This window comes from Hafnia psychrotolerans (assembly GCF_014639435.1).
Classification (GTDB): Bacteria; Pseudomonadota; Gammaproteobacteria; order Enterobacterales; family Enterobacteriaceae; genus Ewingella; species Ewingella psychrotolerans.
Map to the genome: position 1 here is coordinate 78,066 of NZ_BMFZ01000007.1, position 22,510 is coordinate 100,575.

Genomic DNA, 22,510 nt, shown 5'->3' on the forward strand with positions numbered 1-22,510 from the left:
AGTTACACTTTGTTGCAGCTTTTTCGCCACCCAATATGATATGCCTTTTGATGGAATCAACCCCCGATGACACTTCAACACGCCTTGTTTTCGTTTAATGGCCGCATGTGCCGCCGTGATTTTTGGATCTGGATGGCCAGCTGGTTGGTGTTGATGGTGGGTGCATTTGTCTTTGCCGATCGTCAATGGATTGAGATCAAATCGGCGTCATTCGCCGTGGTGGTTTTACTCTGGCCGACGGCAGCGGTGATGGTAAAGCGCCTACATGACCGCAATAGATCTGCCTTGTGGGCACTCTTTTTTATTCTGGCTTGGATGCTGTCCGCTGGTCATTGGGACATGATTCCGGCGTTATGGCAATGGGTGGTAGGGCGGCTGATACCCGTTATTCTGTTCGTTATGCTGCTTATCGATTGCGGTGTATTTGCCGGTACGCCGGGCACAAATCGTTTTGGCCCGGAACCGGAAAACGTCAGACTGAAATAATTCCTTCGCAGGCTGTTACCAGTAATGTTCGCTGGTCATATGGCCCGGTTTGCGTTTGAGGTGTTTACGCATACCCCGGCTGTCTTTGAGGATTTGCTGGGTATCACGCACCATCTGCGGGTTACCGCAGAGCATAACATGGCTATTTTCAGCCTCCATTTTCAGCCCGATGGCGGCTTCGAGCGAACCGTCTTCAATCAATGCCGGGACGCGGCCGGTCAGCGAGCCCGGTGTATTTTCACGGCTCACGACGGTCTGGATATGGAGTTTTCCGTTATAACGCTGCTGGAGTTGCTGCATCAGTGGCAGGTAGCTGAGATCTTGCGAGAAGCGTGCGGCATGAATCAGAGCGATGTTTTGAAATCTCTCCAGCCCAATTCCTTCCTGCAAAATCGATAAGTAAGGGCCAATTGCTGTACCGGTCGCCAACATCCATAAGGTGTCACACTCCGGCACTTCGTCGATGACGAAAAAACCCGCAGCTTCTTTGGTGACCTGAATTTCGCTGCCAACTTGTAACTCATGCAGGTGTGGGCTGAGTTTACCTTCTGGTACGGTCACCAGATAGAACTCCAGGTTGCTGTCGCTGGGTGCATTGACGTAGGAGTAGGCCCGCTGCACCCGTTCTCCCTCAATCTCCATCGACAGTTTGGCGAACTGTCCCGCGCTGAATGTATCGACCGGGGCGTTTACCGTGATGCTGAACAAGCTGTCAGTCCAGTGTTCAATTTTGGTCACTTTACCGTTAACCCAATCCGCCATAAAAATTGCTCCCGTTGCAGGTCTATACCGGGAGCAGAAAGCTGCAACCCGATTTACTCCGCTGATTTTATTTCATATTCTGCGAATCGATTATCGATTAAATGTTATCAGCCAGTTCCCCGGCGGTTAGCCCGTCTCGCATTCGTACGTTTATCTTTACGAAGATGGCACTAAAGCCCACCAGTTATATAAAGACTGTTTTCCGCCAAAGTCTCGCTTATTCACACAAGTTTGTTAATTTATGCGCCCGTGGCTTCACCACGCGAATGCCAGCTAATCATACTGATTTTCGGTGGTTTGATTAATTAATAAACTGAAAAATGAAAAAACTAGAAAATATTCACCTGCTTGTGATGTTGATTTTACTGGTGGCCGTTGGGCAAATGGCCCAAACCATCTATGTACCGAATATTGTGGATATGGCGCAGAGTTTGTCGGTTAAACCGGGTGCAGTACAACGGGTTATGGCGGCTTATTTGATAGCTTACGGTTCATCACAGCTGATTTATGGTCCATGGTCAGACAAAGTGGGGCGCAAACCGGTGATCCTCACGGGGATGATAATTTTTCTGCTGGGCGCGGCGGCGGCCATGATGGCGCACAGCCTGACGCTGCTGATCATTGCCAGCGCGGTACAGGGTATGGGTACCGGGGTCGCTGGCGTGATGGCCCGTACCATGCCGCGGGATCTATACAGTGGCGGTGCCTTACGTCAGGCTAACAGTTTGCTGAATATGGGTATTTTAGTCAGCCCGCTGATTGCTCCTCTCATTGGTGGTGTGCTTTCCGCCTGGCTGGGCTGGCGTGCCAGCTTCGGTTTCTTGTTGTTACTCTGCGCAGGTGTGGCATTTTCGATGTACCGCTGGTTGCCGGAAACCCGTCCGGTGAGTCATGAGTCTCGCGGGACGCTGAGCAGCCTGCGTTTGTTGCTTACAGACGGTAACTTTAGCCGCTATCTCGTGATGCTGGTCGGTGCCCTTGCCGGTGTGGCTGTGTTCGAGGCAAGCTGTGGTGTACTGATGGGCGGTGTGCTGGGACTGAATGCTATGACGGTCAGTATTCTGTTTATTTTGCCTATTCCTGCCGCTTTCTTTGGTGCCTGGCATGCTGGCCGTTCGGAAAAAAATTTTCAGCAATTAATGTGGCACTCGGTTTTTAGCTGTCTGTTGGCGGGGGTACTGATGTGGATCCCTGGCTGGCTGGGTATGATGAACATCTGGACGCTCATCGTTCCTGCCTCTTTATTCTTTTTTGGCGCGGGGATGTTATTCCCATTGGCGACGACTGGCGCCATGGAGCCTTTCCCTTATCTGGCGGGAGCGGCAGGTGCGCTGGTGGGCGGGATGCAGAACGTCGGTTCGGGCATGGTGGCCTGGATGTCAGCACTATTACCGCAAACCGGTCAGTTCAGCCTGGGCCTGCTGATGTTTGTCATGGCAATGCTGATATTACTTTGCTGGTGGCCGATGGCGAATCGCCAGCAGGAGCAGGGACATACGATTTAGCCGTGCTTTTATCGTTTCGAATAAATCCAATCTGAAGCCGAGCCTCTGTGGCTCCACTTCAGATTGACCAAGAATGCCTTTGTTTTTTCGCTTCCAGAATTAACCGAGAGGTCAGGTCGGGGTTATTTTCAGCACCGATAAATCTTCTGACTTACTCGCACCATTACAGAGCATAAGCCCTATTTAAGTGCTCCTGTGCACCGTAAAACAGCGAAATCTGTAACCCTTGCACAATCCATTTCGATTGCATCTCCAGCATTTTCTTCTGCTTTTAACCCTGTTATGACAAATAAGCGTTTATATATTCATCATTTTGCAATTAATTTTCGTAGGTTTAAAAATGGCTAAATGGCTGGAAATGTGCTGTAACAAAGATGAATGTGTCGACTTAATCTCTATAAACTGAATATTTATACTGTAAATGTTAACAAAGGGTTTTTTTATGTTTGTTTGCTGTTACTCACAGTCTTTGTAAATGCCTATTGGTTATATTGACGTCATCCTTCAGAGTTGCCAAATTGATAGCCCGAAGTCAGACCAGAAGATTTTTCCGGTGATTATCTGTAACGGTAAATTTACGGAATTCATCTGAAGAAAGCGCTTCCGAGGCGTTTCATCCTTTTCTGAGAAAACTTTCCGCAGCGAATTGGGCAACACAGCTACCCGTCAATAAAAAATAAAGGGTAGCGTGAGCTGCAAACTCAACACACACATCCACATCACCATTAACAAATGGAGCAAAAGCGATGACAATCTCCTTGAGAAAAACAGGGATACTGAAATTTGGTATTGGCCTGATTGCGCTGACCGTGGCGGCCAGTGTTCAGGCAAAAACGTTAGTTTACTGTTCTGAAGGTTCTCCTGAAGGCTTTAACCCGCAGTTATTCACTTCGGGTACCACTTACGACGCCAGCTCCGTGCCAATTTATAACCGTCTGGTCGAATTCAAAATCGGCACCACTGAGTTACAGCCGGGCCTGGCCGAGAAGTGGGATGTCTCCGCTGACGGCAAAACCTACACCTTCCATCTGCGCAAAGGCGTGAAATGGCAGGATAGCAAAGACTTCAAACCGACCCGTGATTTCAACGCAGATGACGTGGTTTACTCCTTTGAGCGCCAGTTAGATAAAAACAATCCTTACCACGGTGTGTCTGGTGGCAGCTACGAATACTTCGACGGCATGGGCATGGGCGATTTGATCAGTAAGATCGTTAAAGTCGATGACCACACCGTCCAGTTCGTCCTGAACCGCCCTGAAGCCCCATTCCTTGCCGACCTTGGTATGGACTTTGCTTCAATCCTCTCGGGTGAGTACGCGGCCAACATGCTGAAAGCGGGCACGCCGGAGAAAGTGGATTTAAACCCAATCGGTACGGGTCCATTCCAGCTAGTGCAGTACCAGAAAGACTCGCGCATTCTGTACAAAGCATTCCCTGGCTACTGGGGCACCAAGCCTAAAATCGATCGCTTAGCCTTCTCTATCACGCCTGACGCTTCTATCCGTTATGCGAAACTACAGAAAAATGAGTGCCAGGTAATGCCTTACCCGAACCCGGCCGACATTGCAGCAATGAAGAAAGACAAAACCATCAATCTGATGCAACAGCCAGGTCTGAACGTGGGTTATCTGTCCTTCAACGTTGAGAAAAAACCGCTGGATGAAGTGAAAGTGCGTCAGGCGCTGACCATGGCTGTGAACAAGCAGGCCATCATCGAAGCGGTTTATCAGGGCGCGGGCCAGGCGGCTAAAAACCTGATCCCACCGACCATGTGGGGCTATAACAAAGACGTGGTGGATTACCCGTATGATCCAGCTAAAGCCAAAGAGTTGCTGAAAGAAGCTGGCCATGCCGATGGTTTCACTATCGATCTATGGGCAATGCCCGTTCAGCGTCCGTACAACCCGAACGCGCGTCGTATGGCTGAGATGATCCAGTCCGACTGGGCAAAAATCGGCGTTAAAGCCAATATCGTGACCTATGAGTGGGGCGAGTACCTGAAACGTGCTAAAGCCGGTGAACATCAGTCTGTGATGATGGGTTGGACTGGGGACAATGGGGACCCGGACAACTTCTTCGCCACTCTGTTCAGCTGCGCGGCGGCGAAAGATGGCTCTAACTATTCACGCTGGTGCTACAAGCCGTTTGAAGATCTGATTCAGCCAGCCCGTGCCGAATCCGATCACGCCAAACGTGTTGCGCTGTACCAACAGGCTCAGGTAGTGATGCATGATCAGGTACCTGCGCTGATCATCGCTCACTCCACCGTGTATGAGCCAGTGCGTAAAGAAGTTAAGGGTTATGTCGTTGATCCACTAGGTAAACATCACTTCGAAAACGTCTCTATGGAGTGACAGCTTGCTGAATGACCCAGGCATTGCGTTGTGGGGGATTCGCAATCTTCGCTTACCTAATGGTATGTCTCGATTGCTTTGCTCCTCCGCTTTGTTCGCGGGTCATTGAGTACAGTCTTAGATTCCTTCGTTTAGAAAGCAATGTGAGTTAACAATAAGCCCGGCGAGCTACGGTTTTCCGGGCATTTTATACAGAGAGTACGGGATATGTTTCAGTTCATACTCCGACGTTTGGGGTTAGTGATCCCAACGTTTATCGGCATAACTTTGCTGACTTTTGCCTTCGTGCATATGATCCCAGGTGACCCGGTGACCATCATGGCCGGAGAACGCGGTGTTTCTGCTGAGCGCCATGCTCAGTTGATGGCAGAAATGGGGCTGGACAAGCCTCTCTATCAACAATACTTCCACTATGTGAACGGCGTGCTGCACGGCGATTTAGGTGTGTCGTTAAAAAGCCGTATTCCGGTCTGGCAAGAGTTTGTGCCGCGCTTTAAAGCAACGCTGGAATTGGGTATCTGCGCCATGATTTTCGCGGTGATCGTCGGTATTCCTGTGGGGGTGCTGGCTGCGGTTAAACGCGGATCCATCTTTGACCACACGGCGGTGGGCATCTCGCTGACTGGCTATTCGATGCCGATATTCTGGTGGGGCATCATGCTGGTTATGTTGGTCTCGGTGCAGCTTAATCTCACGCCCGTATCGGGGCGAATAAGCGATACCGTATTCCTTGATACCAGTAAGCCGTTGACCGGTTTTATGCTGTTCGACTCGCTGATTTGGGGCGAGCCGGGTGACTTCAAAGATGCTGTAATGCATATGATTTTACCAGCCCTGGTACTCGGCACTATCCCTCTGGCGGTTATCGTGCGAATGACCCGCTCCTCCATGCTGGAAGTGCTGGGTGAAGACTACATCCGTACCGCGCGTGCCAAGGGTCTCAGCCGTATGCGAGTGATTGTTGTTCACGCACTGCGTAACGCGCTGCTGCCAGTCGTGACGATTATTGGCTTGCAGGTGGGTACGCTGCTGGGCGGCGCCATCCTGACGGAGACTATATTCTCCTGGCCGGGACTCGGTCGCTGGCTTATCGACGCACTACAACGTCGCGACTATCCGGTCGTACAGGGCGGTGTATTGTTGGTCGCTATTATGATTATCGTGGTTAACCTGCTGGTAGACGTGCTCTACGGCGTGGTCAACCCGCGTATTCGTCACAGGAAATAAGGGGCGCACATGTCACAAGTTACAGAGCCCGTTGCTAATGAAATAGCGACGGCTGCGCCAACGCCGATGCCGCCACTGCGCGAATTCTGGCACTACTTTAAGCGCAACAAAGGGGCTGTTACCGGTCTGGTTTACATCATCATCATGCTGGTGCTCGCGATTGGCGCCAACGTGATTGCGCCGCACGCCCCGGCTGAACAGTTCCGCGACGCGCTGCTGCGTCCGCCGGTCTGGATGCAGGGCGGCAGTTGGAAATTCCTGTTAGGCACTGATGACGTCGGACGCGATATGCTTAGCCGACTCATGTACGGTGCACGCCTCTCCTTACTGGTCGGCTGTCTGGTGGTGGTGCTGTCGCTGATCCTCGGCGTGGTCTTCGGTCTGTTTGCTGGCTACTACGGTGGCGTGATTGATGCCGCGATCATGCGCATCGTGGACATCATGCTGGCATTGCCAAGCCTGCTACTGGCGCTGGTGCTGGTGGCGATTTTCGGTCCGTCGATAGTCAATGCCTCGCTGGCCCTGACCTTCGTTGCCCTACCACACTACATACGCTTAACGCGTGCGGCGGTACTGGTGGAAGTGAACCGCGACTATGTCACGGCATCGCGCGTCGCAGGTGCAGGCGCAGCACGTCAAATGTTCGTCAATATTTTACCTAACTGCTTAGCGCCGCTGATCGTGCAGGCGTCACTCGGTTTTTCCAACGCCATTCTGGATATGGCGGCTCTCGGCTTCCTCGGTATGGGCGCACAGCCGCCTACGCCTGAGTGGGGCACTATGCTGTCCGACGTATTGCAATTTGCTCAGAGTGCGTGGTGGGTCGTGACCTTCCCGGGTGTGATCATTTTGCTGACGGTACTGGCATTTAACCTGATGGGTGACGGTCTGCGCGACGCCCTTGACCCTAAACTCAAGCAGTAAGGGACGAGAGATGGAAACCACATTAATTAAAGATGTACCGGTCGGCAAAACACTGCTGACCGTCGATAAGCTTTCCGTGCATTTCGGCGATGAAGGCACACCGTTCCGCGCCGTTGACCGTATCAGTTACAGCGTGAAGCAGGGTGAAGTGGTCGGTATCGTCGGTGAGTCTGGCTCGGGTAAATCAGTCAGTTCGCTGGCGCTGATGGGGCTTATCGACTTCCCCGGCAAAGTGATGGCCGAGACACTGGAGTTTGGTGGCCGCGACTTGCAACAGATGAGCGAAAAAGAGCGTCGTCAGATTGTTGGTGCCGAAGTGGCGATGATTTTCCAGGACCCGATGACTAGCCTGAATCCTTGCTATACCCTTGGTTTCCAGATCATGGAAGCCATCAAGGTGCATCAAGGTGGCAACAAAAAGACCCGTCGTCAGCGCACCATTGATTTACTCAATCTGGTGGGTATTCCTGACCCGGCATCACGACTGGATGTTTATCCGCACCAGCTTTCCGGCGGAATGAGCCAGCGTGTGATGATCGCCATGGCGATCGCCTGCCGGCCAAAACTGCTGATTGCCGATGAGCCGACGACCGCGCTCGACGTGACCATTCAGGCGCAGATCATTGAGCTGCTCCTGGAGTTACAGCAGAAAGAGAACATGGCGCTGATGCTGATCACGCATGATCTGGCGCTCGTTGCTGAAGCGGCGCAGCACATCATCGTAATGTACGCCGGTCAGGTGGTGGAGTCGGCTAAAGCCACGGAGATTTTCCGTGCGCCGCGCCATCCTTACACCCAGGCGATGCTGCGCTCCTTACCGGAATTCGCCACTGACAAGGCCCGTTTAGAGTCATTGCCGGGCGTAGTGCCGGGTAAATATGACCGTCCGAACGGTTGTCTGCTGAATCCGCGTTGCCCGTATGCCACGGATCTTTGCCGTAAAGAAGAGCCGGCGCTGCATAACCTTGCCAACGGGCGTCAGTCGAAGTGCCATTATCCGCTGGATGATGCCGGGAGACCTACCTATGAGTCATGAAAACGCCATCCAGTCAGCGCCTCTGTTGCAGGCGATTGACCTGAAAAAACATTATCCGGTGAAGACGGGGTTGTTTGCCCCTGAACGCACCGTGAAAGCCCTCGACGGTGTCTCTTTTGATCTTGAGCGCGGTAAAACGTTGGCCGTGGTTGGCGAGTCTGGCTGTGGGAAATCGACCCTCGGTCGCCTGCTGACCATGATTGAAATTCCGACGGGTGGTGAGCTCTATTACCGCGGGCAGGATCTGCTCAAGCCTGACGCCACGGCGGAAAAGTTGCGTCGTCAGAAAATCCAGATCGTGTTTCAGAATCCATATGGATCGCTGAATCCGCGTAAGAAAGTCGGCCAGATCCTCGAAGAACCGTTGCTGATCAACACCAAGCTGACCAGTAAAGAGCGCAGGGACAAAGCGCTGGAGATGATGGCGAAAGTGGGTCTGAAAACCGAGCACTACGAGCGCTATCCGCATATGTTTTCCGGTGGTCAGCGCCAGCGTATTGCGATTGCCCGTGGGCTGATGCTTGATCCGGATGTCGTTATTGCTGATGAACCCGTATCGGCGCTCGACGTTTCCGTGCGCGCGCAGGTGCTAAACCTGATGATGGACTTGCAGCAGGATTTAGGGCTGTCGTACGTCTTCATCTCCCACGACTTGTCCGTGGTTGAACACATTGCTGACGAAGTGATGGTGATGTATCTGGGACGCTGCGTGGAGAAGGGGCCGAAAGACGCCATCTTCAGCAATCCGCGTCATCCGTACACACAGGCGCTGTTGTCCGCGACACCGCGTCTGAACCCGGACGAACGCCGTGAGCGCATCAAACTGACCGGCGAGCTGCCAAGCCCGCTGAATCCGCCAGCCGGTTGCGCGTTCAACGCCCGCTGCCGCCGTGCGTTCGGCACCTGCAAACAGTTCCAGCCGCAACTGAAACAGTACGGCGATCAGCTCGTCGCCTGCTTCGCTGTCGATCAGGATGAAACCGGCACGACGCAGACTGTGGCGTAATACCGGCTAAACCGCTGAAATTAAAAAACCCGCGAAAGCGGGTTTTTTGTGCCGTATAACCTAGCCAGAAGCAAACCTGATAAGCCGGGTATAATCGCCGCGGTCAGCTTCTCTCAAGGCTACGATGTATTCAGCACGATGTTCGTCGGGTGAAACGAGTTCGCCCCCTGAACTTCCCCATGAAAAGTATCCGATACCGAGGGCGCGACGCAGCATGTCGCAAAAAATCCGGGAATGCCTTCCATTTCCATTAGGAAAAGGGTGGATCCATACGATGTCTCTGTGAAGTCTCAGACAGATTTCATCGGGTGGGTAAGTGTCGTTTTCAACCCAGTACGCTGCATTATCCAGAGTGTCTCTGACGCGCATTGAGATCATATAAGGTGGTGTATTCCCAATGTTTACCTCTCTGCGTCTAAGTTGCCCTGCCCATTCCCATGTTTTATCGAACATGTTTCGGTGTAGCTGAAGACAGAAATCCACCGTTAAGATCTGTTGGCAACTCAGCTTCTGGCGGCTGAGGCGTGCTAATGCATTCTGAATGTTTGTTTTTTCAAATTGATTCAGATCTTCCCGGGTAACAATATAGTCGGGAATTAAACCGGCCAGATCGTCAGGGCTAAGTTCCGTCGCCCCTTCGGGTAGGCCATCATTGATGGTTTCGCTCATTATTCATCCCAGAAATCCCGAGGCCATTTTTGTAAGAGCTCGCTTTTAAGCTTGTCTTGTGTCGATTTTTGGAAAGCTGTTGATGTGGGTTGCTGTTCCAGCGACATATGAATTTCAGTGTACTGATTCAGGAATTTAGCTTTTTTTTCTGCCTGGTGTTCCCTCAGTTCTTCGAGTGTTTGTCCTTGTTTTGGCTGTAAAAAATAAACCAATTCGCAATTCAGACCTTCCGCGACTTTCTCTAGGGTGTTGAGTGTCACTGTACCGTTGATTTCTCCTTTTTCGATCAACGAAATACGCGACTGACTTAGCCCGCACCTCTCACCTAAAGCGCGTGTACTCATTCCCAATGTGGATCTCAGCAACTGTAACCAGCCCTTTTTGGGGCGTTTTACATTGCGCTCTAATTTCATACTTTTTAGAAGGTTATCCACTTGTTTGATTTTTAACTCTTTATCCCACATTAAGAAACCTTTTGATTGTATATTTACAATGAAATTATTATTAATCAATATTAAATATACAATCAATTAAGATAAAATCAATTGCATATATGCAATAAAATTAAACAAAAGGGCCCGTCAGCATTCACTGACGGGCCCTTTTTCATTCAAAACGCGCTTACCCCTGCTTCGCCGCCCACCAGGCCAGCAGTTGCAGACACGAGGAGTAGTAGTCATCTTTCGGGGCCAGATTCGGGCTGATGGCGCCAGCGTTGGCCATGGTGAAATCGCGCACGGCTAATAATCCCGGCGACATATTGTAGCCCGCTTTGGTGCCGGTCATGACGTCTATCCAGGCCGGTGTCGCGGTGCGTGGCGACTTCTGCCACCACAAAATAAACGGAGCCAGCTGCGGACTGCCGGGATGCGCCCAGCCAAGGTACAGCGGGATACGGATGGCGTCGTAGCTGAAACGCGTTGGCCAGCGGCTGGCGGGTTTCATGCTACCGTCAGCCTGCATGTCTACCCAGTCAGTGGGTAGCCGGAACTCGCCAAACGCCATTTTGCTGAGCATCGCGGTGCCGCTTTCATCCAGATCTTTCCACACTTTCAGGTGGCTGTGCGCATAAAACGCTTTCCACGCCGGGAAGATGAAGTAAGAGGCGTTAACCGTGACGTTGCTGGTCTGATTAAACCCGGTTACGCCCGGTAGCATCACTTTATAACCTGCGTAATCAATCACATTGTATTTAATCAGCGCCGACTGCAATTTCTCGGACGCTTTGGTGTAGCGCGCGTCATGCCATTGATCGCCTGCCAGCAGTAGCGCCCACGCTATAAGCTGGTCGCCGTCAGAGGCGTTATTTTTATCGGCGACGTGAACGCTGTTATTCGGGTCGTAACGCCATGAATAGAGGCCGATGTCCTTGCGGTACAGCGTGGTGTTCGCCCATTGCCACAGCTTATCGAAAGTGGCCTGATCGTCATTAAAGACCGCCAGCAGCATGCTGAAACCCTGGCCTTCGGTATGACTGACGTTTTTATTGGCGGTATCAATGATCCGGCCATCAGGCATCAGAAAGCGGCTTTTGTAGGCTGACCAGCCTTGATCCTGCGCCATTACTGCGGTTGTGAAAAACGAGAAAACCAGACCGAACCACAGCACCAGGCCATAGCGTCGAAATGCCAACATAAAAATTCCTTACAAACCATTTTGATAGCGGAAGACGAATGCGCCTTCCGGTGTGCTTTCCTGCCAGCGCAGGGGAACATAAGGCTGCCCGCCTTGTGCCTGCAACCATTGGGCATACAGCCCTTCAAATAGCGAAATGAGCGCGATGCGCCACAGTTCGTCGTCTTCACCCTGCGGCGAAACCGGCCAGGCGATATGCACCAGCGCGAGCTGCTGCTGGGTGGCTTCAATTTTCACCACGCCCCAGTCGAAACGGCTGAGAATGTGGTTGATGTTATCTTCCAGTTCGCCGAGCGTGGCGGAGGCCGGCAGTGCATGCTGACGTGCCAGGTTACCGCCCATCAGCGTGAGAAAACGGCGGCCATCCTCGTCGTCGGCGGAGGCCAGAATACCTGAAAATAGCACCTGCACCAGACTTTGCCAGCCCGGTGTAGTGTGACGCTGGCGGTAATATTCCTGCGCGACCTGCGTATAGTTCTGTTCTTGCATGGTTTTATTCCACCGGGTTTAATTTTGGCCCATCAGATAGCGGAAGTAGACCTGCGCTTTGCTTTCGTTGTAATCACCGAAAGTATCGTAGCCAACCTGACCGCCAATCTGCATGTTCTTGTTCAGATGATAATTGCCGCCGACGCCCGCATTCCAGCCAATCCCGCTCTGAGTTTTGCCTGAGTAATAGGCTTCAGTGCCGTAGCCCTCTGACACCAAATCTTCCAGTTGTTTCTGCAGGTCAGGATTGTTCGGGTAGTAGGCGCTCTTATCCTGAGAATAGGACTGATAACCGACGGAGCCCGACAGTTTCAGATCCCAGTCGTCATACTTCTGGGTGTATTCCACCGGGAAGGAGACGCTGACGTAGTTCTGCGGGCTGAAGTAACCGCCCTGTCCGTAGCTGTAGTAGCTGAGGTTTTTGTCGAAATTCATATAACCGATGTTAACCCCGGTCTTCAGCTCGCGGTCATCATAACGGTAGGGACGAATGTACAGCCCTGCGTTGGCGTTGACCGATTTATTACTCGCGACATTAGTACCGAGATAGCTGTAGTAACCGCCACCGACGTAGAAGCCTGCGTCACCGTCGTCGTAGGAAAGGTTAACGCTGCCGCCGTTTTTAGTGACCTGGCCCCACTCTTTACCACCGTAATTATCTTTGGTGCCGACGTAAGAAAGAATACTGTCGGTGATCGCACGACGCTCTGCGGTCATGGTGAGCGTGGTGAAGTCGGTCAGTTTCGGTGCCCATTGCGCGCCACCGACCAGTGAATTCAGATCCTGGCCTAGCGGTGTACTGCCGACATCGACCTTGTAGTTGTCGCCGGTCAGTGCTGCGTTCAGCTCAACACCTGTAGCACTTTGGTTACCGGCTTCTGGCGCAGTATAGGTTGTCGGATCGGTACCGGTGATGGTGTTGTAGGCTATGCACTGCGCAGAGGCCGCATTGGTCGAGCTACAGTTTGCACTGTAATTGGTAGAAGCCGCAGCCTGGAGTTTGGCGAAAGTACTGTAATCGGCAATGTTCAGACCCGCGGCCGAGGCGGCTGCCGCGACATCTTTCTGTGCGGACTGAGCCTGTGCCAGCGCACCCTGACCAAAACGCGCATTTCCCGTACCAGACGGGCTGCCTGCACTGAGGGAAACCGGCGTGACGCCGATGCTCAGGCGCGACGTATCAAACGGCACGAAGGCGAAAGTCATTGGCGCTTTGGCTTCAGTCAGTTGACTGAGACCGCTTTCACCGTCACGCCCACGAATAGACATCTCACCCTGCGCCCAGGTCGCCGTTTTGTCCTGTAACGTTGTGAGCATATCGTCGATCTGCTTTTCGGTCGCATTTTGCTGTACTACGGCGGTTGGCGTTGCCCCCGGCAGCGGTGCGGTGCGGGTAGCTGAAACCTGGTCCGACTGCTGCCACGGCATAACGGTGCCATACACAGACTGCGTGGTGCTGCGGGTGCTCTGTGTAGAGCGATTGATGAACGGGTTGTCGGTCAGCTGTAGTCCGGCGATCTGCGTCGAACCGTCTACGCCTTCCAGACCGATCATCTTGCCTTTCGCGGAACGCAACAGCGCCAGCGCCTGCTGATGATCGCCTTGTGCTTCGGCAACGCGTGCTGCCAGTAACAACCGGTCCGGCGTGCGCGGGCCATTCAGGCCCTTCATCAGTTCTTGCGCCCGCTGAGTATCGCCTTCACCCAGCGCGACATTGATAGCGCCTACGCGGGCATCCTGCGTCGGCGTATCATTGGTCATCAGGTAGTTATAAACCTGACCGGCCTGTTTATTGAGTTTGCCGGACTGATAGAGACGTGCCATCGCCAACATCAGATCGCGGTTTTGTGGGTCAGCTTGCAACGCGACCACCAGCTTGTCATAGGCGGCAGCGTACTGGCCCTGTTCACGCAGTTGATCAGCCTGATTGATCACAAATCCGTTACGCATATTCGCCATTTCGGTCGGCGTGGTGCTGGACTGAATTTGCGGATTTTGTAGGAACGTCTGCGCTTCATTGCTTAGCCCGGCCTGATTGAGCACAGCGACCTGATCGGCGTAATCCCCGGCGTTGCCTTTCACACCATCGCGCATGTTCTGGCGTACCAATTGCACAGCCAGCGGCATCTGTCCGGTCGCGGCAAGATTTTTCGCCAGCGCACCGACGTCAGCCGGTGCAGAAGGTGGATTCTGCGCAAGAGCGCGTAAGGTATTGGCGGCAGCGGCGCTGTTGCCCTGTTGCAGATAGTTTTCGGCATCGGCCATTTGCGCATTGAAGTTAGCGCGCTGCGCCAGTTCACGCATACCCTGATTCTGACTGCCGCGCGGAATGCGCGCGAGCAGGGCGCCAGCGGTGGACCAGTTTTTGGTTTCCGACGCAAACAAAGCGGCGGCGTAGAGATCGGCAGAGGATGCGCCCGGACGCGCGGACGGTGCCATGATCGACTGTGCTTGCGCAGTTTGCCCCTGCGATTGCAGGATGCGCGCCATGTCCAGTTTCACCCAGACGTTGGACGGCTGACGTTCCAGCGCTTGCTGGAGTAAATTCAGCGCGCGCTGCGGATCGTTGTTCGCCACGGCCTGCGCGGCCTGACGGCGTAACGGTTCGATGACGTCGGCCACTTTTGGCGGATTCATTTTGGTCTGAATCTCGGCCGGCAGCGTTTTTAAGACCTGATCGGCTTGGGCCGTTTTGTTCTGCTGACGTAGCACGTAGAACAACCCGGCGCGGGCATCGGCGTTATCGCCCAGCGCGCTGTATTGTTGTTCAGCACCGGCCAGATCGCCTTTACGGCGCAGAATATCGGCGCGCAGCAATCCGGCAGACTGACCTTTCTCACCGCCGACTTGGGTTAGCGGTGTGACCGCAGCCAGCGCGGCATCGTAACGGCCTGAGCCGGCGGCCTCTTTGGCTTTCGCCAACTGGGCATAGAACGCAGCATCCTGCGCCTGATTGCTCAGCTGTACGCTGTTCGGTCCGCCTTGTGCGGCGGCTTTGCTGAGGTATTGTGAGGCAGCTTCAAAATTGCCGCTGCGCTGTGCGATGTAACCCAAACCGGCCAGCGCGTCGGCGTCATTGGGATCACCTGCCAGCACGCTTTCAAACTTAGCTTTGGCGTCGGTGACGTTACCGCTGTTGAGTGCGGTAAAGCCTTGACCTTTCGCTGCGCCACCGATGTTTTTCTGGAAGTAGGCCATCACAGCGGTGTCATTGGGATGGCGTGCCTGATAGCCCTGATACAAATCGCGATCGCTTTCCTGCGGTGCCATCCATAACAATGCCTGACGTAGCGAACGGTCAGCGTCGCTGTTGCTGCCGGCCAGGCTACTCAGTAGTTTGATGCCGTCACGGCGGGAAGATTCCTGATAGGTCAGCACTTTACCCAGCGCCAGACGTGCCTGCGTATCGTCCGGACGGGAAGCCACGCGCTGTTGCAAACCCGCAATCGCCTGCGGCTGAAGCGATTTGTCGCCCGCCATGGTCAGGTAATATTCGGTCGCCAGACTGTCGAGCGGCTGGTTGCCATTAAAAATAGTGCGGTAGGCCGAAAGCGAACCGCTGACGTTACCCTGCGCGGCCATCTGGCGGGCAGAGGCCAGTTGTGCCGGGGGAATCGACTGCATCGCTTTGGCGCTGTTTAGCGATGCTAAGCGTGGATCGTCCGGCGACGCGGAAGACAGCTTTTCGCGCCACTGGTTGGCTGCAGTTTTGTCGCCGCTCTGCAACGAATACAATGACATCAGATACAGCGCCTGCGCGTTGTTCGGCTCGACCAGCAGCACTTTCTGCAAGGCATCTTTCGCCAGATCGTCATGGGCGCGTTCGTGCCAGTAAGCCGCTTGATCGAACAAGGCTTTCATCGCCGGATTTGTCGTATCCGCGGCAAACGTTGAGGCGCTAAAACTCACCACTCCCGCGATCCCTACCAGATAAATAGCCTGAATCACCGCCAGGGACAGTTTATGTTTTTTCATTTTCCAGCTCCGGTAATCGCCAGGTTATAGCCGGGAGTAAAAGTAACCTTCATTGTTGTTCTTCTTAATATGAGGTTTTTCATTTGTGATCCAGGCGGTTGGCCGCATGGCGACGCAGGACGACAAACAGGCTCAAACCTACCACCAGTGAAACCAGCGTGGCGATGAGCGACAGGATCACGATGTGCGTGCTGGCATACCAGAGCACCATCATGTACCACGGCATTTGCCCGGTCGGGAATTGCTGGCCGACGGAAAAACTACGGATACCGTTTTCATCGGTGATGATCGCCAGATCCCCGCGCACGTTGGCGTTGATTTGTGGCAATTTCAAATCGCTGTGAATTTTCAGTAACTGCTGATCGTCGGTACCCGTTGCCACTACGACCACGTGATCGTTGGACCAGCGTGAGCGGTAGCTGACAAACCCGCGCCATGCACCGGTTGACGACAGATAGCGGTCGGCATCCACTGGCTGGCGGTACCAATCACCGGTCAGCCAGGCCACGATACGCTGCACTTCAGTCGGCGCTTTCACGCCCAGCGAATTGGCGTTCAGGCTAAACGGAGAACCCGCCAGCAACTGCTGGTTGAAGGACGAATCGCCCAGCGTAGTAACGGCCAGAATATCGCGGTCAAACAGTGGATTTTCCTGTTCATCGCCTTTCAGGCCAAAGGCAACCTGCACGTGATTGACCGGCACGCCGGTGGCTTTACCTGCGCGCGCGGCAAGGTTCAGCAACGCGTGAATTTCATCGACCGATGGTTCAGGCGGCAGCAACATCAGTGTGTCGGAGAAGTCAGCCAGTTTGGAATACGGATATGAAGCACCGACGAAATAAGACAAGTTCGGCAACTGCGCGAAATGGTAACTTCCGCTCAGGTCGATGAAGGATTTCGGATCGATACGGCTTTTGATGTTATCGCTGGTCAGAATGTTGCACGGCGCATCTTTTTTCGGCTTGATGTCGAAATAGAACTGCAACTGGTTATCGCCATAAATCAGATATGGCGCCAACTGCATGGTGTAGCGTTCCTGACGGCTGTCACCGCCAAGGCGACGCCAGATGTTTTCTACCAGGCCGACTTTGTTGACCGTCAGGCTGCGCAGGAAGTTGCTGTTGATCGAAACATTCAGGTGAGAGTTGTCTTCATCAATCCAGTTTTCGGTCGGGAAGCGGTAATCAATGCGCACCGGAATGTTGTGACCATCCCACATGAACAAGTCCGGCGCGGCGCGAAACGCTACCTGAATGCCGTCGTGATAAATTCCGTTGGAAATCAGTGAATTTGGATTTTTTCCCGCCAGTTCACCCAATGTTACCGGGCGTGAAGTATCGATCCAGCGCGGCGCATCGTAGGGTTTGCTCGACGGAATGGTTTGCTGCGCAACATCCAGATGATCGGTATTGTTCGGCATTCCGCCGCTGATCAGCCGGTAAGCCGCCTGACGCAGCTGATTGTCATCGTTGCCCAGCACCAGCAGCAGTTTGTAGACCGGATTAATCGGGTTATCGATGATTTGAATCGATGCGCCGTTGCTGGCAGGCAGCGTCAGAGAACCGATTTTATCGCCCGGCTTGCCGAACAGAATACCGTTCTGATCAGGCAACTCATTCAGGATGACCGGGAAATCCACATCGCGATAATCGGACAACATGCCGAGATAAGAAGACACCATCGCCGCAGCGCTGATATCTCCCGGTTTCATGCTGGCCGAGAAGCCCATAGTAATTTTCGACTCCTGCATTTGTAGGCCGTCGAAGAACGGACGCGGGAAATTGCCCAGGTTGCGCCCGATGTTCAGTTGCTGACCTTCCAGACCAATGCTGGTGGTGGGTAAAACCGTGACCCAATATTTGTCCGACTGACCTTTCTCGCAGGTCATGGTGTTGCTGTCATGCACGCGAAAACTCAGGTTGTTGCTCGAGACGACCATCGCTGACGGGATATCCAGTTCATAGACATCGCCACCGTTGCTGGTCTGGTTCAGCGGCAGGTTGCCTAGCGGTTGGCCGTTGAGCATCAGCTCCAGCGTAGTATCGCGGGCGATGAGCGCCGGAGAAATTTTCAGTGCCAGAGAAAGATGGGCGTTAGTCACCACTTCATCGGCGGGCAGAGTGAAAAGAATGCCCGATTGCAACTGGCCGCCGCTAAGGGTCAGGCCGTTGGGCTGGCCCATTTCGGCAACGGTAATACTGCTGGTGACGGGCTGAACCAGCGGGATCACCGGCGCAGGTACGGCAGCGGGATCGACAACCGGCGCAGTAGGGTTGGTCGTCGGTGCCGCATTCGCGGAATTGCTGTTATTCACCGGCGTGGTATCCGCCTGAGGCATATATTCTGACGGCACCGGTGAAGCTTCTGCCGGTGTGGCGTTCGCAGGTGCAGTGTCTTCCGGCATTATCGGCGTTGTGGGTAGCCACGACGGTGTCGCAGGCAAACGGGTGGCCGGATCGACGGCCGGAGCAGGGGCGTCTTCCGCATGCGTAAACGGCAGGCTGCCGAAGGTGAGCAGTAAGCCGGTGGCGATTTTTCTGAGCAGGGATGCGCCCGACACAGCAGATAAACGGCGCTTGATCATCAGTTTACGTGGTCGGTTCATGCTGCTTCGCTCTTGCTGGTGGTCTCTGCGGGGGTATTTTTGCCGCGGCGTTCTTTCCATGTGTTGTAGAACAACTCAAATACGCAGCGGATGATGCTGAGCAGCGAGCGGAACGGGTTGTCCGGCGGGTATTCTTCACCGATCCAGGCATCCGCGCGGCACAGAACCACGCGCACCAGTTCACGACGTTTCGACAACGGCAGGTTTTCAAATTGCAGACGAATGCGCTCTTTGTTGCCGCTGATCTGCGTCACCGGGAAACTCTCCGCGCCCGAGGAGAGCTGAATTTCCACCTCTTCGATTTCTTCTTCCAGATAGCGCACGTCCGGCGTTACCATCTGCACGCCGCCCATCGACATATCGATGGTGGTGGTGCGCAGGGAAATGCCGTTGGCGTAATGAATGATGGCCGGGATCGCCACATCAATACGGATGGTTTTACGCACCTGACGGGTTTCTTTCGCCACGGCAATCGCCGCCAGCAGGATCAGCACACTGAAGCTGCCCCACGCCACGTTCAGCGCGATCACGTTCGGGTCGATGGCAAAGTAGTTGTGGAATACCGCGCGCACTAAGCCGTAGCCGATACCGATAATCATCAGAATGGCGACGATCAGATGCGGTTTGACGATGTTGAAGTCAAAGAAACCCACGTCCAGCAGGCCGCCTTTATCGGTCACGTTAAACTTGCCGCGTTTTGGCGCGAGCAGGGTGACAAGCGTCGGTAGGATCAGGTGGAACGCCATCACGGTTTCGTAAATCTCACCCCAGAACGTATAGCGGAAGCGGCCATTCATGCGGGAGTTGATGTACAGCGACATCACCAGATGCGGCAGCGCATAAGCAAAAATCAGGCTGGCGGACGAGGAGATGATGTTCAGGTTGAACAGCAGGAAGGCCAGCGGTGCGGTCAGAAACACCACGCGTGGCAGGCCAAACTGGAAGTGCAGCATGGCGTTGAGATAGCACAGACGCTGCTGCCATTTTAGCCCACGGCCAAATAGCGGGTTATCAACGCGGAAAATCTGCGTCATGCCACGCGCCCAGCGAGTACGCTGGATGACGTGCAGACCGAGACGTTCCGTTGCCAGACCGGCGGCCAGCGGGATATCCAGAAACGCGGTGTTCCAGCCACGGCGCTGCATTTTCAGTGCGGAGTGGGCGTCTTCGGTCACGGTTTCCACCGCAAAGCCGCCGACTTCTTCCAGCGCCACGCGGCGGATCACCGCGCAGGAACCACAGAAGAATGTCGCGTTCCAGTTGTCATTACCTTGCTGAACCGGGCCGTAAAACAACGCACCTTCGTTCGGCATGGTACGGCCAGCAGACAGGTTGCGTTCGAACGGATCGGGTGAATAGAAGTAGTGCGGCGTCTGGATCAGCGCCAGACGCGGGTCTTTCAGGAAACTGCCAACGGTCGCCTGCAGGAATGCACGAGTGGCGACGTGATCGCAGTCGAAGACGCAAATCAACTCGCCTTTGGTGAGTTTCATCGCGTGGTTCAGGTTACCGGCTTTGGCGTGAGCATTATTATCTCGGGTGATATAACCTACGCCTGCGTCGGCGGAGAACACCGCAAATTCGTCGCGCTTGCCGTCATCCAGCACGTATATTTTGATTTTATCTTTAGGATAATCGATACACTGCGCCGCCAGAACGGTATCACGCACCACATCCAGACTTTCGTTATACGACGGAATATATACATCGACGGTCGGCCACAGCGTGGTGTCATCCGGTAACGGTTCGATGGTGCGTTTCAGTGGCCAGGTAGTTTGCAGATAACCGAGTAACAGAATAACCCAGACATACAGTTCGGCGAGAAATAATCCGATCCCTAAGATAGCTTCGATGGTGGAATTAAAATGCAGGGTTTCAGTTGCGCGCCAGTAAATATATCGGGTCGACATCATCACGGACATAATGACCATGACCACGCTGATGCGCCGGCTTTTGCTGATACCGAGTAAAAATAATAACCCGAGACTTATCAGACCAAAAATATACTGCTTCTGGCTGTCCATCGGTGTGATGATAATAACCGCCGCAACCGGCAGTAAAAGAAGGACGAGCAGGGAGAATATAAATTTATTCATCGCATTTAGGATCGCTGTCTGCTGGAGCTATTAATAATTATTTGGTTTTGGAGAAGTGTGTAATTCTCCATCACCGACTTTTATATCTAAAATGGCCGCGACCTTTTTGCTGATCAGTTCGATATCAAAAGCAGAAGCGGATACCGGACTAAAATCAATAATAGAGCGCTGTGAGGCGTTTGCCTCAGGTACACATTCATCTCTGTGAATGGTGCCCAGTAATCGTTCGTTCAGGCGCTGCTCAAAGAACTGCGCGACATCACGACTGAGTGTGCGGCGGTTATCACTTTGGTTTACAACGTAATACTCCCCTTTTTTATTATTAAGCGGGGAACCGATAAGCTTATTTTTTTCCATCAGTGGTAGCAGTGATAACGACGCAGTATCAGCCAGCATTACGACTATGTGTAAATCAGCCAAGGGTTGTATGGCTTTAAGCGCCGGGCCGGGGCCGGGAGGGAAATCGGCAATCACGACCAGACCAGGGTAATTCAGGACGGTATTTAATCCGCGCTGTAAAAAATGCGGATCGCTGGCTAACTGATGCTCAAACTCCAGCCGTTGTTCTTCACTCACTTCGCCATACGGTAGAACAAAGGTGTTGGAGCCGGCTTTGAGAATGAACTGGCTCCAGTCTGATTCGTTGCCCGAACCCGCGACAAAGCCACGAGTATCGGAAATCGGTACACCGAAATGAAGACGCAGGGCGTTTTGCACGTCAAAATCGATGACCAGAACTTTGCTGCCACTACGGGCAAGCGAGTAGGCCAGGTTGGAAGCAACAGTGGTTTTTCCTACTCCACCTTTCGGTGAACAAATGCAAACTAACGGCATGAGGCAATCATCTCTAACAAAGGTTGAAGCGGTGTGTCGCGATGTAAATAAGCGCCGGCAGGCTGCGGAGCCCGCTGTTTAAACATCTGTTTGAAGTTAAAACGCTGATCGGTATCGGCGGACGCCACAGCCACGGGCTCGAGGCGTGCAGGTGCCGGAGCTGAACGGGGCGCCTGCGCAGGCTGACTAACCGGTGCGGTATATACGGGTGCGGCTGGAGGCGCAAGTGGCTGACGCGGTGTCTCGGGCATGACTTTTCTCAGCGAATCGAGCAAGCCTGAACCGCTGTCTGGCACAACGGACTGGGCGTGCAATGACGGCGTTGAATGAACCGGTTGAGAATGTGGCGCTTGAACGGGCACCTGTGCCGGATGAGCAGACGCGGGCGGCAGTGTCTCACGCAGCGCATCAAGCAAACCAAAGCCCGCTGCCGGAGGAGAAACTTCCGAAGAAAGCGGCGCTGCGTGCTCATGCAGGGTAGACTTGTTGAGTGGCTGTGATTGCTGTGCGTGCAGCGCTTCCTGCGCCGAAGACGGCGAGAACTCATCAGGAGAAATGGACTGCGGCGTGGGCTGCGTGGAGCGCCCGTTGTCTAAAGGACCGCCGGGGGTCTGACTGGCAGAGACCTGTTGTATTAACGTCCATTGATTCATCGAGCCAGTAATAGATTCACCGGTCGATTTATCATTTAACTCTTTATAATCAAGCTCTTTAAGATTGGTCTTATCCATGAAACGCTTAATGTCGTCATATTTATTCATATATCCCGCCCGGTAAGATTATCTTTGCATGGGAAATATCTGGACGTCAAAACGGTCAAACGAAAACCGTTAACAAAGAATGTAAAGTGTTTGATTTACTACAAATTTTTTTCGGGATGAGATTAGTCTTAATATATCAGTTCTTT

17 protein-coding genes are annotated in these 22,510 nt (G+C 53.4%); 7 read left to right on the forward strand and 10 right to left on the reverse strand.

Annotation, left to right across the window (positions count from 1 at the left end; all coding sequences use genetic code 11):
• Positions 1-66 precede the first annotated feature (66 nt).
• Positions 67-486: a DUF805 domain-containing protein gene (locus IEV89_RS13660; protein WP_188474078.1), complete on the forward strand. Its 420-nt coding sequence runs from the start codon at positions 67-69 to the stop codon at positions 484-486.
• 15 nt (positions 487-501) lie between these two features.
• Here IEV89_RS13660 and fpr read toward each other — a convergent pair whose 3' ends face one another.
• Positions 502-1,248, reverse strand: coding sequence for a ferredoxin--NADP(+) reductase (gene fpr / locus IEV89_RS13665; protein WP_188474079.1), 747 nt, complete (start codon positions 1,246-1,248; stop codon positions 502-504).
• 320 nt (positions 1,249-1,568) lie between these two features.
• Here fpr and emrD point away from each other — a divergent pair, with 320 nt between their 5' ends.
• The 6 genes from emrD (at position 1,569) to dppF (ending at position 9,300) form a co-directional block, all read left to right on the forward strand.
• Positions 1,569-2,753: a multidrug efflux MFS transporter EmrD gene (gene emrD, locus IEV89_RS13670; RefSeq protein ID WP_188474080.1), complete on the forward strand. Its 1,185-nt coding sequence runs from the start codon at positions 1,569-1,571 to the stop codon at positions 2,751-2,753.
• Between the two features lie 746 nt (positions 2,754-3,499).
• Entirely contained in the window at positions 3,500-5,107 is a 1,608-nt protein-coding gene (gene dppA / locus IEV89_RS13675) for a dipeptide ABC transporter periplasmic-binding protein DppA (protein ID WP_188474081.1), read from the forward strand.
• Positions 5,108-5,314: 207 nt separating this feature from the next.
• A complete protein-coding gene (dppB, locus tag IEV89_RS13680; protein WP_188474082.1) occupies positions 5,315-6,334 on the forward strand; it encodes a dipeptide ABC transporter permease DppB in 1,020 nt (339 codons plus the stop codon).
• Positions 6,335-6,343: 9 nt separating this feature from the next.
• Complete coding sequence (dppC, locus tag IEV89_RS13685) at positions 6,344-7,258, forward strand: dipeptide ABC transporter permease DppC (RefSeq protein WP_188474083.1); 915 nt, start codon at positions 6,344-6,346, stop codon at positions 7,256-7,258.
• 10 nt (positions 7,259-7,268) lie between these two features.
• Complete coding sequence (dppD, locus tag IEV89_RS13690; RefSeq protein ID WP_188474084.1) at positions 7,269-8,294, forward strand: dipeptide ABC transporter ATP-binding protein; 1,026 nt, start codon at positions 7,269-7,271, stop codon at positions 8,292-8,294.
• On the forward strand, positions 8,284-9,300 hold the full coding sequence (dppF, locus tag IEV89_RS13695) for a dipeptide ABC transporter ATP-binding subunit DppF (protein WP_188474085.1): 1,017 nt from the start codon (positions 8,284-8,286) through the stop codon (positions 9,298-9,300). The genes dppD and dppF overlap by 11 nt, the downstream gene beginning before the upstream one ends.
• A 60-nt stretch (positions 9,301-9,360) precedes the next feature.
• Here the strand turns inward: dppF and IEV89_RS13700 are convergent, their stop codons facing one another.
• The 9 genes from IEV89_RS13700 to bcsO all read right to left on the reverse strand — a co-directional run bounded on the left by IEV89_RS13700 (position 9,361) and on the right by bcsO (position 22,364).
• Positions 9,361-9,969, reverse strand: a complete 609-nt coding sequence (locus IEV89_RS13700; RefSeq protein WP_188474086.1) for a mobile mystery protein B — start codon at positions 9,967-9,969, stop codon at positions 9,361-9,363.
• Positions 9,969-10,433, reverse strand: coding sequence for a mobile mystery protein A (locus IEV89_RS13705; RefSeq protein ID WP_188474087.1), 465 nt, complete (start codon positions 10,431-10,433; stop codon positions 9,969-9,971). Before IEV89_RS13705 ends, IEV89_RS13700 begins: the two co-directional genes overlap by 1 nt.
• Positions 10,434-10,590: 157 nt before the next feature.
• Positions 10,591-11,604, reverse strand: coding sequence for a family 8 glycosyl hydrolase (locus IEV89_RS13710; RefSeq protein WP_188474088.1), 1,014 nt, complete (start codon positions 11,602-11,604; stop codon positions 10,591-10,593).
• Between the two features lie 9 nt (positions 11,605-11,613).
• A complete protein-coding gene (gene bcsD / locus IEV89_RS13715; RefSeq protein WP_188474089.1) occupies positions 11,614-12,093 on the reverse strand; it encodes a cellulose biosynthesis protein BcsD in 480 nt (159 codons plus the stop codon).
• Between the two features lie 18 nt (positions 12,094-12,111).
• Positions 12,112-16,068 carry a cellulose biosynthesis protein BcsC gene (locus IEV89_RS13720; protein ID WP_188474090.1) on the reverse strand — a complete coding sequence of 1,319 codons (3,957 nt, stop codon included), beginning with the start codon at positions 16,066-16,068 and terminating at the stop codon, positions 12,112-12,114.
• A gap of 79 nt (positions 16,069-16,147) precedes the next feature.
• Complete coding sequence (gene bcsB / locus IEV89_RS13725; protein WP_188474091.1) at positions 16,148-18,673, reverse strand: cellulose biosynthesis cyclic di-GMP-binding regulatory protein BcsB; 2,526 nt, start codon at positions 18,671-18,673, stop codon at positions 16,148-16,150.
• Positions 18,670-20,769: a UDP-forming cellulose synthase catalytic subunit gene (bcsA, locus tag IEV89_RS13730; protein WP_188474092.1), complete on the reverse strand. Its 2,100-nt coding sequence runs from the start codon at positions 20,767-20,769 to the stop codon at positions 18,670-18,672. The genes bcsB and bcsA overlap by 4 nt, the downstream gene beginning before the upstream one ends.
• Positions 20,770-20,799: 30 nt before the next feature.
• Entirely contained in the window at positions 20,800-21,603 is an 804-nt protein-coding gene (gene bcsQ / locus IEV89_RS13735) for a cellulose biosynthesis protein BcsQ (RefSeq protein WP_188474093.1), read from the reverse strand.
• Positions 21,594-22,364, reverse strand: coding sequence for a cellulose biosynthesis protein BcsO (bcsO, locus tag IEV89_RS13740; protein ID WP_188474094.1), 771 nt, complete (start codon positions 22,362-22,364; stop codon positions 21,594-21,596). Before bcsO ends, bcsQ begins: the two co-directional genes overlap by 10 nt.
• Positions 22,365-22,510 lie beyond the last annotated feature (146 nt).